The organism is Leuconostoc sp. DB-1 (assembly GCF_013414845.1).
Classification (GTDB): domain Bacteria; phylum Bacillota; class Bacilli; order Lactobacillales; family Lactobacillaceae; genus Leuconostoc; species Leuconostoc mesenteroides.
Window position 1 is genome coordinate 1,072,931 of record NZ_JABFNJ010000001.1, and the last position, 12,468, is coordinate 1,085,398.

The window sequence follows — 12,468 nt, forward strand, 5'->3', positions numbered from 1 at the left end:
ATATAACAACGTTTTTGTACATATAAGAACATGAGATAACATATAATAAAGGAGCTAGCGGGATTTGAACCCGCACACCGCGAAATGCGGCTCGACGGATTTCGAGTCCGTTGCAGTACCGGATTGTGCCATAGCTCCATAACGAAGAACCCAAGCAGGTTCCTGATTATTTAAAATAAATGTTAGTTTGTTGATGCCTTACGACGCTTAGCAGACTTTTCACGCTCAGCTGTGTTCAAGATAGCTTTACGGATACGTACGTTTTCAGGAGTTACTTCAACATATTCATCATCATTCAAGAATTCCAAAGAAGCTTCCAAATTCATGATGCGTGGTGTCTTAATTGAAGATGTTTGGTCTTTGTTTGATGAACGAACGTTTGATTGTGGCTTCAATTTTGTAACGTTGACTGAGATGTCATTGTCACGCGCATTCATTCCAACAATCATTCCTTCATAAACTTCAATACCAGCGCCAACAAACATTTGTCCACGATCTTCAACACCCATAATCGCATAGTTTGTAGTTGTTCCTTGGTTAATAGAAACCAAAGCACCATTACGACGTCCTGGTTCCCAGTTACGAACAACTGGACGATATTCAGCATACGTATGGTTAAAAATACCATATCCACGTGTAGCTGACATAAATTCAGTTGAATAACCAATTAAGCCACGTGAAGGTGCCATATAAGTCAAACGTGTTTGTCCGTTACCAACAGACTCCATGTTGACCATCTCACCCTTACGTTGGTTCAATGAATCAATAACTGTTGATGAATATTCATCAGGTGTATCGATTTGAACTGATTCATATGGTTCTGATTGAACACCATCAATTTCACGGTAAATAACCTGTGGACGAGAAGCTTGTAACTCAAAGCCTTCACGACGCATCGTTTCAATCAAAATTGACAAGTGTAATTCACCACGACCAGACACTGACCAAGCACCTGCTTGTCCAATATCTTCAACGCGCAATGACACATCAGTATGCAATTCACGACGCAAACGATCTTCAATTTGACGTGCAGTAACAAACTTACCTTCTTTACCTGCAAACGGACTGTCATTTTGACGGAATGTCATTTGCAAAGTAGGTTCGTCGATACGTAAAATTGGTAATGCATCTGGATGAGCAGGATCTGCAACTGTTTCACCAACAGAGATATCTTCCATACCAGAGACAGCAATCAAATCACCAGCTTTAGCTTCTTGGATATCTACTTGGTCTAACCCGATGAAACCAGCAAGCTTAGTTACACGGAAACTTTGTGTTGAACCATCCAACTTCAAAACTTCAACGTTGTCACCAATTTTAATTGTTCCGCGCTTAACACGGCCAATACCGATACGACCAACGAAATCATTATAGTCCAACATTGCCACTTGGAATTGTAATGGTTCATCTGAGTTGTCAACTGGTGAAGGAATTGTATTAAAGACAGCATCAAAAATTGGCTTCATCGTATGTTCTTGATCATCAACATTTGGTGACAAAGAAGATGTACCGTTCATCGCTGAAGCAAAGATAACTGGGAAGTCCAAATCTTCTTCATCGGCACCTAATTCAATAAACAAATCCAATACTTCGTCAACAACTTCTTCAGGACGTGCACCAGGACGGTCCACTTTGTTAACGATAACGATTGGTGTCAAATGTTGTTCGAAAGCTTTTTTCAACACAAAACGAGTTTGTGGCATTGTACCTTCAAAAGCATCAACGACCAACAAAACGCCATCAACCATACCCATGATACGTTCAACTTCACCACCGAAGTCCGCGTGTCCAGGTGTATCCAAAATGTTAATTTGCTTGTCCCCAACCTTAACGGCTGTGTTTTTGACAAGATAGTGATACCACGTTCTTTTTCAATATCGTTAGTATCCATTGCACGATCACCCAATTCCTTGCGTGAATCCAATGTGTCTGATTGCTTCAAAAGTTCGTTAACCAGCGTCGTCTTCCCGTGATCGACGTGGGCAATGATAGCGATGTTACGAATGTCTTCGCGATTTGCCAATTTTCTAGTACTCCTTTAATTTAAATGCTGCCACATACAAAAGCTAGGGACACTTCGTTCCCTAGCTTCTATGCAACGCCAAAATATCGCGATGCGCTCGATTCGTAGCAACTAATACTATGTTAGATGATAACATATCTAACTGCTTTCCGTCAATATCTGAAACAATTAATCCTAATGTTTTTGCTAAAACTTGACCAGCAGCAAAATCCCATGACATCATTTTTGAAGAATATCCAACGGCCTGACCACGTAAGACACGGATAAAAGACGGACCAGCAGCGCCAATAACTCGGTATCCCAAGGCACTTTTAGCAATTTCGTCATATCCAAACATCCCATAGAGCAAGCGCGCACCACTCAATAAAACAATTCCTTGATTAAGCGCATCATTTTCTGGTGGATCTAACCGCAATTGATTGGCAAAAACACCCATTTGAGGACCACCATGATAAACAATATTATTTACCACATCCATAATCCATCCCAAAATAGGTTGGTTATCAATGTAAAGTGCTATCATAATAGCAAAGTCATCGTGCTGTTTATAGAAATTCATGGTACCATCAATTGGATCGACAAACCACACATGTCCAGCCATACTAATTGGTTTATCACCAAATCCCTCTTCACTCACAATTTGTGCATCTGGATCAAATTTTCGAATGTACTTGTTGATTATTTGCTCATTGCTTTTATCAACATTTGTAACTAAATCACGTGCATCGTGTTTAGTAGCTACATCTAAATGCTGATTCATTGCCGCTATTGTAGATTTTTGCAATTCATCAAGCCACACTAATACAGTTTGGTCAATTTCTTGAATTTCAAATGGGCTTAATGTGCTCATAAGCGTACTCTGTCTTTCGTCGAATTTTGGACAAATTTTATGGTTTTATATATGCTGTATCCCGTTTGGCGTTCAAAATCCTTATCAAATTTTTTCTGCTCGCTTTTGGCAGGCATTATTTTTCTGTATGCATCGTAGTTTTTTAATACCTCTTCACGAGAAGATCCTTTTTCATAAACACCTAACACACTGTTTATAAAATTTGTCACAATAATAATATCTTGGGTCGTCCAATCACCATCGATTGGTAATACATAATTTTCATTCATAATTTTATTTTAACATGTTATAACGTTTGATATACTAGATTGTGAGGTAAAAAAAATGACAATCAGATTTACTATGGATAAAATCACACGGGACGGAGATCCCGTACTACGTAAAACGGCTGCGTCCGTTCCTTTCCCTTTGAGTGAAGAACACGCACAACTTGCTAAAGATATGATGGAATATTTAGTTGTATCTCAAGATGAAAAACAAAATGAGAAGTACGGTCTACGTCCAGGTGTTGGATTAGCTGCTCCACAAGTAGGCTACTCTTTGCGTATGTCATCAATTTTAATACCTGCACTTGACCCAGAAGACACAACTGACGAACCTTATTTTAAGGGCACAATTTTCAACCCTGTAATTATTTCAGAGTCCGTCAAGCGAGGTGCCTTAAACGTTGGTGAAGGTTGTCTATCAGTTGATGAAGATGTGCCTGGATTTGTACCTCGTGCTTATCGAATAACAGTACGCTACCAGGATGAAGATGGTAATAAGCAAACAATTAAATTGCGCGACTATCCTGCCATTGTTTTCCAGCATGAAATTGATCACTTACATGGGCACTTATATTATGATCACATTAATATGCAATCGCCTTGGGAAGTTGATGAAGATACAAAATATATTGATTAATTTGGTCAATCTAAAAAGCTCTGCAGATAATCACTGCGGAGCTTTTTGATTACAATTTATCGAAGAAACTCTTTTTCTTAGTTGTACCGTTGGTAGCTTCCTTGAAAGCTTCCAACGCCTTTTTCTGATCTTTATTAAGTCGTGTCGGTACTTCGACAGTCACAATAACAAATTGATCTCCGTGTCCATTGCCACGCAAACGCGGAGCACCCTTACCACTCAAGCGGAAACGCTTACCAGTTTGAGTACCAGCTGGGATTCTTAACTTCACTTCACCGTGAACCGTCTTGACTTGAATTTCGTCACCCAACGCAGCTGTCACAAAGCTTATCTTTTGTTCTAAGTAGACATCTGCACCATCACGTTCAAATCCATCTCTTGATGGTGATACTTGGAAGACAACGAACAAGTCTCCTTGTGGTCCACCATTAACACCACTTTCACCTTGTCCACTCAAACGCATTTGCTGCCCAGTTTCAACACCAGCAGGTACAGTAACCTTAATCTCGTGTTGCTTACCATCACCACGGTTAAACTTAATCGTAGTTTCCTTACCAAAAATGGCCTCTTCAAAAGTCAAGTTCATGCGGTACTGTAAATCTTGTCCTTTGCGCGGACGATTTGGATCAAATCCGCCACCAAACATTTGACTAAATATATCACCCAAATCGGAGAAGTCGCTAAAGCCACCTTGACCGCCAAAACCGCCTTGGCCACCAAAACCACCTTGTGCGCCGTTAGGTCCAAATTGATCATATTGCGCACGCTTTTGTTCATCACCTAGCGTCTCAAAAGCTTCTTGAACTTCTTTATATTTTTCTTCAGCACCAGGTTCATGATTCAAATCTGGATGGTATTTTTTTGATAGCTTACGATAAGCCTTTTTAATTTCATCTTGACTGGCGTCTTTACTAACGCCGAGACGGTCATAATATTCAGTGTTATTCACGCGCCCGCTCCTTCTAATTTATGTACACAAACCGCACTCAATGAATGCGGTTTGTTTTAATAATTACTTCTTGTCGTCTTTATTTGGATCAACTTCTTCAAAATCACCATCAACTGTGTTGTCATCAGCAGACTTTGCGTCTCCTTCAGCTCCGTCCTTTGGCGCTGCTTGTTGATACAACTTCATTGCTAATTCACCAGCTACCTTAGTTAATTCTTCTGACTTAGCCTTCAAATCTGTCAAATCAGCATTATCAGCTGCGGCATCTTCCTTAGCTTTTTTCAAAGCTTCCAAAGCGTCTTGTGTTGGCTTCTTTTCATCGTCACCCAACTTGTCACCAACTTCTTCCAAAGTCTTTTCAGTTTGGAAAATCAATTGATCAGCTTCGTTGCGTGTATCGACAGCTTCTTTCTTCTTAGCATCAGCCTCTTCGTTTGCCTTGGCATCGTTCATCATCTTTTCAATTTCTTCGTCTGACAAACCACCAGCAGCTTGGATTGTAATCTTTTGTTCCTTCTGTGTTCCTAGGTCCTTAGCAGAAACATTAACAATACCATTACGATCAATGTCAAATGTCACTTCAATTTGAGGTACACCACGTGGTGCGGCCGGAATATCTGCTAATTGGAATCGACCCAATGTCTTGTTGTCGGCAGCCATTGAACGTTCACCTTGCAAAACATGAATGTCAACAGCTGGTTGATTGTCAGCTGCAGTTGAGAATACTTGTGACTTTGAAGTTGGAATCGTTGTGTTGCGTTCAATCAACTTAGTGAACACACCACCCATTGTCTCAATACCCAATGACAATGGTGTAACATCAAGCAAAACAACATCCTTAACATCACCAGTAATGACACCACCTTGAACGGCAGCGCCCAAAGCAACAGCTTCATCAGGGTTAATTGAGTGGTTAGGTTCCTTACCTGTCATCTTCTTAACAGATTCTTGTACGGCTGGAATACGAGTTGAACCACCGTTCAAGATAACCTCGTCGATGTCAGAGAATGACAATCCGGCATCCTTCAAAGCACTCAAAACAGGTTGCTCTGCTTTCTTAATCAAATCAGCTGTTAATTCGTTAAACTTTGCACGTGTCAATGATGTCTGCAAGTGCAATGGTCCGTTATCACCTGAAGCAATAAATGGCAAATCAATTTGAGCTTCGTTTGCAGATGACAAAGTCTTCTTAGCTGATTCTGCGGCATCCTTCAAACGTTGCAAAGCTAATTTGTCATCCTTTAAATCAACACCATTTTCTGACTTAAATTGTTCTGCCAAATAGTCAATAACTTTGTTATCAAAGTCATCACCACCAAGATGAGTATCACCGTTTGTTGACAAAACTTCAAACACGCCATCTCCTAATTCAAGGATTGACACATCGAATGTTCCACCACCTAAGTCATAGACAAGAATTTTTTCATCCTTATCTAGCTTGTCCAAACCATAAGCCAATGCGGCAGCTGTTGGTTCGTTAATGATACGTTCTACTTCCAGACCAGCAATCTTACCGGCATCCTTAGTAGCTTGACGTTGTGCGTCGTTAAAGTAGGCAGGAACTGTGATAACAGCTTTTTCAACCTTTTCACCTAAGTAATCTTCAGCATAGCCCTTAATATATTGCAAAATCATTGCTGAAATTTCTTGTGGTGTGTAGTCTTTACCATTGGCATTAACTTTATAACCAGCTTCACCCATGTGAGACTTGATTGAAATAATCGTGTCTGGGTTTGTAATTGCTTGACGCTTTGCAACATCACCCACTTGACTTTCGCCATTTTTAAATGAGACAACTGAAGGTGTTGTACGACCACCATCTGGATTTGTGATGATCTTTGGTTCGCCACCTTCAAGGACAGCAACAGCTGAGTTTGTCGTTCCTAAATCAATACCAATAATTTTTGACATAAATATTTTCTTCCTTTACTTTAAAATCATTTTCATCTTTTTAAGGTGTGGTATCTCATCGATTGAATCACCATGCAAAATCGTTCTTATTTCGCCACTGCAACCATTGCTGGTCGAATTACGCGGTCTTGTAATATGTAACCCTTTTGCAAAACTTGTGCAATCTGGTCAGATTCAACTTCATCTGACTCAACACTTTGAATTGCTTGGTGCTTAGTTGGATCAAAAGATTCACCAATTTCACCCGTTGACGTAATACCATTGTCTGTTAAAGCTTGATTTAACGTCTTAAGCGTCATCTCCACACCTGTTTTAATTTGCTTTGACACTTCATCGTTAGCTTCAACTTGAAGGGCTCTTTCCAAATTATCAACGGCTGGCAATACTGCACTGGCTAATTTTTGTCCATCATACTTGCGTACATTTTGTAGTTCACGCGCATTGCGCTGTTGTATATTTTGAATTTCTGCTTGTGAACGTAATAATTTTTCTTCGAGGTTGTTAACTTGCTCTGTTAGCTTATCAATTTCCGCTTGTTTCGGATCAGGCTCCACCTGTAAATCATCAGCTTCAGATTCAATTTCTTCGGTCAAATTTTCATCAGTTTGATCAGAAATGTTCTTATCTTCTACAACTTCTTCGTTTTTTTCTGTCACAAGTGTGACCTCCTAGCTATGTATATTCAATCATTTTGCGACTTAACGCTTCACCAAACGCGTCTGTAAGCAACGTATTGGTACTATATGACATAGGAATTGGACCAAGTAAAGCAATAATACCACTTCCTTGATTTGGTACCAAAAATCCACGCGTAATCAAGCTGAACTCTGAAAGTAATGGCTCGCCAATCTCACGTCCAATTTTAACTTGAACATCTCGTGTTGGCGAAGCAATTTGTCTAACATCCTCAGCATTGTTCAAAAATTCCAACAGAGGCTTCACATCAGCGATATCTGTTTCTTTACTAAAGTCTAGAACATTCAATCGGCCGCCAATATGGACGTTATCTCCGTTCGATCGTGCTAACACGTCGCCAAATAGTTGCAAAAAAGCTGCCGGCGTTTTAATCATGCGACTCATTTGCGTAGGCAACTCATCAGACTGCATCATACGCAACACATCATTAACCGGTCGACCAACCATCTGATCATTGATGTATGTAACCATACTTTCTAACGATTCAATCGCCATTTCATTTGGTAATTTAAACGTCTGGCTAGTCACTTTACCATCATTAGTAACCAATACTGCAATCAGCTGATGGCCCTCCAATGGAACCAATCGAAATCCCGAAACTTTAATATCAATTCGCCTTGGCTTCAAAATTAACGCAGTATAACCAGTTAAATTTGATAAAGTCCTAGCTGTTTCGTCTAGCAAATCATCTATCTCATGGAAGTTTCCACGGAATGATTGAATGACCGCTTGTACATCGCGATCAGTCGCTCTGCGTGTCATCATCAGGTGATCTAAATAATAACGATACCCTTCGTATGATGGTACTCGACCAGCAGAAGTATGCAATTTTTTTATAAGATCATCGGATTCTAGCGCTGCCATTTCGTTACGAATCGTCGCAGAGCTAATTTTAATATCTAGATGTTCTTGTAGACTTTTTGAACCAACCGCATGCTCACGCTGTGTATACTCATAAATAATGGCGGTTAAGATTAACTTTTGTCGTTCTGTTAGCGCCATATTATCGACTCCTTTTAGCACTCACTATATCTAACTGCTAACACTTATTATAATACACTATTTGAGAAATAATGCAAGTCTTTTTAGCACTCTTTTTATAAGAGTGCCAACAAACTGTATTTTATAATTTTGTATTAAAATAATGCCTTGTTTGTCTTGCATCTTCATTAAGTTGATCTATCAGTGCTTGAACGTTTTCAAATTTCACTTCACCACGCAGATAATGACACCATTGTATCTGAACAAACTCACCATATATTTCTTCTTGATAATCTAAAATGTTAATTTCAACTGTGATTGGACGAGCATCACCAAACGTCACATTGCGTCCGATGCTAGCCATTCCTAGATACCAAGTATCATATACTTTTATTTTTACAGCATAGATACCAATACCAGGCAGCCATTCCTCTTCAGGTGTTTGTATATTGGCAGTTGGGAAGCCTAATTCACGGCCTCTAGCTTCGCCATGGACGACTATACCTGATGTCGAATGGACACGACCGAGCTGCTGTGCGGCGCCATCTACGTTCCCTTGATCTAACATAGATCGAATTGTTGAAGAAGAAACTTTCTGATTATAATCATCAAATTCAGACACAGTAATAACATCAAAGCGATTAGTTGCATATGTTGCTAAATGTAGCATATCACTATCCGTTCCCGCTGCACCATACAAATGGTCGAATCCTGCTACCACCGTAACAGGGTTTAATTGCATGACCACCTCATCTACAAACTGTTGACCACCTAATTTAGCAAGTTTAGAAGTAAATTGCATAACATAAACCCGATCAACACCTAGCTGTCTCATGATGGACTTCTTTTTGGCTAATGGTGTTAAATAACGCAGTGGTTTTTTCAACGTCTGAAAAGCTACAATTGGATGTGGATCATAGGTCAACACAGCCAAGGGCACCCCTTGTTTTTCAGCTTCTGCTTTCGCACGAGCTAAAACAGCCTGATGCCCGCGATGAACACCGTCAAAAAAGCCCATTGCAACGACCTGTTGAACCGGCTTTTTAAAATCTAATATCGGATAATGTAAACGAATTAATTCTGTCATAGTCATTGGTTATCAAATACATAACGAGAGCGCCATAATTGCTCAATCTCGTCATATTGATATACTGCTTTCAGTTTGTTTTGATAATATAGTTGCAAATAGCTGTCATTTGCAGGCCAACTAGAAATTTTCTGACCATTTTTTACAGCAAACCATTCATTTTCACTCAAATTTTTAGTTGGCCACTTCAATACTTCTCTAATAGGTATTACTTGTTTTAATACTTCTTCATACGATAGTGTGGATAAAAAATCCAGGTCACGTGCTTCAGAAATTTTGAAGCCGCTCCCCATCGTTCGAGTTAATTGTGTCATTGTTGCCGGGATCCCAATTATTTTGCCTGCATCTACGGCTAAAGTGCGAATATACGTGCCCTTGGAAACTGTGGCTTCAAACTTGAATACCTGCTTACCATCTATAAATTTAATACCGGATGTACGTTTAAAGTCATGAATTACCGCTTTACGAACTGGACGTTCAACAGTCTCACCATTTCGAGCATACTCATAGAGCCGCTTACCATTAACTTTTACAGCAGAGTACATAGGTGGCCTTTGTGTGATTTCGCCATTTAATTGCTGTATCGCTTGATCAATTTTCTGTTCAGAAAAAGGCGTTACGATATCCAGCTGATCAACGATTTCACCATCAAGGTCCTCTGTTTCTGTTGAAAACCCTAATGTAATTTCACCAATATAACTTTTTGGCCGTGTTTGCAATTCATCAATCAACTTTGTCGCTTTACCTAAAGCAACTACTAGGACACCATCAACATTCGGATCTAAAGTGCCAGCATGGCCAACTTTTTTTTGACCAATAATACGGCGTACTCTACTAACAACATCAAAAGATGTCATGCCACGAGGCTTATTGATAACTAACAAACCATCAACTATCTGATTCTTTGTCATTTTGCAATTCCCCTACTTGCCAGACGTTTTGTCCTGCATAAACAGAACCATACCGAATATTTGGTAGGTCTTGGTTTGCCCAAACAACATAAATGCGTAATGCTTCATGATCAGCAGATAGCACCTTCTGATTTGTCGTTCCAATAACATCACCTGCATGTAATTGTTGTCCTACACCGTATTGAGCCAACCGAACGACATTTGATGTGCCCACGACAGTTACAGTTACAGTCTGTTCTAAAATATCTGTTAGCGTCAAATAATCATTAGTGGACTCAGTAACAATACCCGAAACCGGTGCCATTAAATTACCACCATGCGGCACTAGCATAACCCCGTTTTTAGTTTTAAAGGGTTCATCGCGGCTGTCGGTAATTTTTTGTAAATCGCCAGTCACTGGCGCTACTAAAACAGGCGTATCATTATTACGCGCTAATCTAGTCGCATTGATTTGACCCGTACTCTTCAATTGTGATAATTTTTTTTCTGAACCAAAAAGTCGTTTCCAGAAGTTCATCTTTAGCCGCGTACCTTTTCAATATATTTTGTCATTCGCTTCATTCCTTCTGCCAAGTCTTCATCGGACGCAGCGTATGAAATACGAATGTAAGCTTGCGCTGCATCGCTGAAGGCCGAACCAGGAATAACCGCCACTTTACCTTCTTTTGCTAACTGTAAAGCAAACACATCGCCATCAGTACCTAAATCAGCAGGCAATTTAGCAAATAAATAAAATGCCCCTTCTGGCTCAACCACATCAAACCCTAACGCCTGCAACTGTGATAACACTTTGTCTCGACGTTGACGATAAATATCACGCATCTTTACTGGTGTGTCGGTTACATCACGTAAAGCAACCAAAGCCGCATCTTGAACAAATGTAGGTACAGCGAAAACCAGCGTTCCATGTGTTTTTTGCAATTGCGCAATTGTCTCAGCTTGGCCTAAAATAAATCCCACACGATAGCCTGTCATGGCATGAGATTTGGATAAACCATTAATGTAAATTGTGCGTTCAGGTATATACTCAGCAAATGATACATGTTCTTGATCATAAGTTAGGACGGAATAAATTTCGTCAGAAATGACCCATAAATTATGCTTCGTAAATGTTTCAGCTAATGCAATGATCTCATCACGTGAGTATGTTACTCCCGTGGGATTAGTTGGGTAATTCATCAAAATAGCTTTAACGGGTACCGTCGCATTTTTGATGGTTTCTTCGACCATATCAGGTGTTAATTTAAAATCGTTTGCCGTTGTATCAATGGACAAACGCACACCATGTGCTAAATCAAGAGAAGAAAAATAAGGTCCATAGGCTGGTTCTGGTACCAACAAGCCATCATTATCATTCAGGAGGGTTTGAAATATAACATTTATGGCTTCACTCACACCCTGTGTGATGATAATATTTTCTGGACCATTATAATTTAAATGATACTCACGATTAAAATACGCAACAGCAGCTATTCTCAAATCTGTTTCACCTTGACTTTCAGCGTAGTGAGAACGATCATTTGTAATTGCATCAATAGTCGCTTGCTTAATACGTTCATCAACAGCAAAACCAGGTTCACCAAATGTTAATCGTAAAATATCTGGAATATCACGAACTTTTAATTGAAAATCCAATAGTTTGTCAGGCGCCATATCCAATACTATAGAATTGAAGGGTTGAGTTGGATTAGTCATATTAAATCTCATTTTCTTAAAAATTAATTGTATAGAACTATTTTAACACAAAAAGCGCTCATCCTAATGGAGAGCGCCCAATATTTGATAATTTATTAATTTTCAGTGTGCAGCTTGCGAATCAAGTCCTCAATATGATTTCCGTATTGAACAGATGTATCACGCACAAACTTCAATTCTGGCGTTTTGTAAACCGTCAATCGTGAACCTAATTCTTTACGAATCAATCCACTAGCAGCTTCCAAGCCGGCTTGAGTTTTCTTAGCATCACTGGCCAAATCAGATAAAATGGAATAATAAATTGTTGCTATCTGCAAGTCACCAGACAATTCAACACTTGTTACTGTAACCTCTTTTACTCGCGGATCATTAATACGCTTAAGTAATAAATCAGTAACATCACGTTGTACTTCTTGAGCGAGACGACCTGCACGTTGTGGATTTGCCATAACTATTTCGCCT

The 12,468-nt window shown here is 39.6% G+C and carries 12 protein-coding genes, 1 tRNA gene and 1 pseudogene; 1 reads left to right on the plus strand and 13 read right to left on the minus strand.

The window, feature by feature from the left end; translation table 11 throughout:
- Positions 1-49: 49 nt before the first annotated feature.
- From HFP47_RS05250 to HFP47_RS05265, 4 genes and pseudogenes are all read right to left on the minus strand, one after another.
- Positions 50-138 (minus strand) — tRNA-Ser (locus HFP47_RS05250).
- A gap of 44 nt (positions 139-182) precedes the next feature.
- A pseudogene (gene typA, locus HFP47_RS05255) lies at positions 183-2,023 on the minus strand (translational GTPase TypA).
- A 61-nt stretch (positions 2,024-2,084) separates the two neighbouring features.
- Positions 2,085-2,873 carry an inositol monophosphatase family protein gene (locus HFP47_RS05260; RefSeq protein ID WP_011680044.1) on the minus strand — a complete coding sequence of 263 codons (789 nt, stop codon included), beginning with the start codon at positions 2,871-2,873 and terminating at the stop codon, positions 2,085-2,087.
- Complete coding sequence (locus HFP47_RS05265; protein ID WP_002815004.1) at positions 2,870-3,142, minus strand: UPF0223 family protein; 273 nt, start codon at positions 3,140-3,142, stop codon at positions 2,870-2,872. The genes HFP47_RS05260 and HFP47_RS05265 overlap by 4 nt, the downstream gene beginning before the upstream one ends.
- A gap of 55 nt (positions 3,143-3,197) precedes the next feature.
- Between HFP47_RS05265 and def the strand changes: the two genes are divergently transcribed.
- Entirely contained in the window at positions 3,198-3,776 is a 579-nt protein-coding gene (gene def / locus HFP47_RS05270; RefSeq protein ID WP_002815006.1) for a peptide deformylase, read from the plus strand.
- A 49-nt stretch (positions 3,777-3,825) separates the two neighbouring features.
- On the opposite strand, the gene HFP47_RS05275 is transcribed toward def, so the two are convergent.
- The 9 genes from HFP47_RS05275 to rbfA form a co-directional block, all read right to left on the minus strand.
- Positions 3,826-4,725 carry a DnaJ C-terminal domain-containing protein gene (locus HFP47_RS05275; protein ID WP_115231214.1) on the minus strand — a complete coding sequence of 300 codons (900 nt, stop codon included), beginning with the start codon at positions 4,723-4,725 and terminating at the stop codon, positions 3,826-3,828.
- A 63-nt stretch (positions 4,726-4,788) separates the two neighbouring features.
- Positions 4,789-6,636 carry a molecular chaperone DnaK gene (gene dnaK / locus HFP47_RS05280; RefSeq protein ID WP_179876174.1) on the minus strand — a complete coding sequence of 616 codons (1,848 nt, stop codon included), beginning with the start codon at positions 6,634-6,636 and terminating at the stop codon, positions 4,789-4,791.
- 86 nt (positions 6,637-6,722) lie between these two features.
- Positions 6,723-7,292: a nucleotide exchange factor GrpE gene (grpE, locus tag HFP47_RS05285; RefSeq protein ID WP_011680048.1), complete on the minus strand. Its 570-nt coding sequence runs from the start codon at positions 7,290-7,292 to the stop codon at positions 6,723-6,725.
- A gap of 16 nt (positions 7,293-7,308) precedes the next feature.
- Positions 7,309-8,334 (minus strand): heat-inducible transcriptional repressor HrcA, encoded by a 1,026-nt coding sequence (gene hrcA, locus HFP47_RS05290; RefSeq protein ID WP_141266770.1) that lies wholly within the window; start codon positions 8,332-8,334, stop codon positions 7,309-7,311.
- Positions 8,335-8,455: 121 nt separating this feature from the next.
- A complete protein-coding gene (gene ribF, locus HFP47_RS05295; protein WP_281446845.1) occupies positions 8,456-9,400 on the minus strand; it encodes a riboflavin biosynthesis protein RibF in 945 nt (314 codons plus the stop codon).
- A gap of 2 nt (positions 9,401-9,402) precedes the next feature.
- On the minus strand, positions 9,403-10,311 hold the full coding sequence (gene truB, locus HFP47_RS05300; protein ID WP_141266768.1) for a tRNA pseudouridine(55) synthase TruB: 909 nt from the start codon (positions 10,309-10,311) through the stop codon (positions 9,403-9,405).
- Positions 10,289-10,828, minus strand: a complete 540-nt coding sequence (locus HFP47_RS05305) for a PTS sugar transporter subunit IIA (RefSeq protein ID WP_014324888.1) — start codon at positions 10,826-10,828, stop codon at positions 10,289-10,291. Before HFP47_RS05305 ends, truB begins: the two co-directional genes overlap by 23 nt.
- Before the next feature lie 2 nt (positions 10,829-10,830).
- A complete protein-coding gene (locus tag HFP47_RS05310; protein WP_011680053.1) occupies positions 10,831-12,006 on the minus strand; it encodes an aminotransferase class I/II-fold pyridoxal phosphate-dependent enzyme in 1,176 nt (391 codons plus the stop codon).
- Positions 12,007-12,101: 95 nt separating this feature from the next.
- On the minus strand, positions 12,102-12,455 hold the full coding sequence (gene rbfA / locus HFP47_RS05315) for a 30S ribosome-binding factor RbfA (protein WP_002815019.1): 354 nt from the start codon (positions 12,453-12,455) through the stop codon (positions 12,102-12,104).
- Between the last annotated feature and the right edge of the window lie 13 nt (positions 12,456-12,468).

What these genes read in the sequence shown, in the direction of transcription:
- rbfA (WP_002815019.1), bottom strand. Translation starts at nt 12,455, where the DNA reads ATGGCAAATCCACAACGTGCAGGTCGTCTCGCTCAAGAAGTACAACGT.
- def (WP_002815006.1), top strand. Translation starts at nt 3,198, where the DNA reads ATGACAATCAGATTTACTATGGATAAAATCACACGGGACGGAGATCCC.
- truB (WP_141266768.1), bottom strand. Translation starts at nt 10,311, where the DNA reads ATGACAAAGAATCAGATAGTTGATGGTTTGTTAGTTATCAATAAGCCT.
- HFP47_RS05310 (WP_011680053.1), bottom strand. Translation starts at nt 12,006, where the DNA reads ATGACTAATCCAACTCAACCCTTCAATTCTATAGTATTGGATATGGCG.
- HFP47_RS05265 (WP_002815004.1), bottom strand. Translation starts at nt 3,142, where the DNA reads ATGAATGAAAATTATGTATTACCAATCGATGGTGATTGGACGACCCAA.
- hrcA (WP_141266770.1), bottom strand. Translation starts at nt 8,334, where the DNA reads ATGGCGCTAACAGAACGACAAAAGTTAATCTTAACCGCCATTATTTAT.
- dnaK (WP_179876174.1), bottom strand. Translation starts at nt 6,636, where the DNA reads ATGTCAAAAATTATTGGTATTGATTTAGGAACGACAAACTCAGCTGTT.
- HFP47_RS05260 (WP_011680044.1), bottom strand. Translation starts at nt 2,873, where the DNA reads ATGAGCACATTAAGCCCATTTGAAATTCAAGAAATTGACCAAACTGTA.
- HFP47_RS05305 (WP_014324888.1), bottom strand. Translation starts at nt 10,828, where the DNA reads ATGAACTTCTGGAAACGACTTTTTGGTTCAGAAAAAAAATTATCACAA.
- ribF (WP_281446845.1), bottom strand. Translation starts at nt 9,400, where the DNA reads ATGACAGAATTAATTCGTTTACATTATCCGATATTAGATTTTAAAAAG.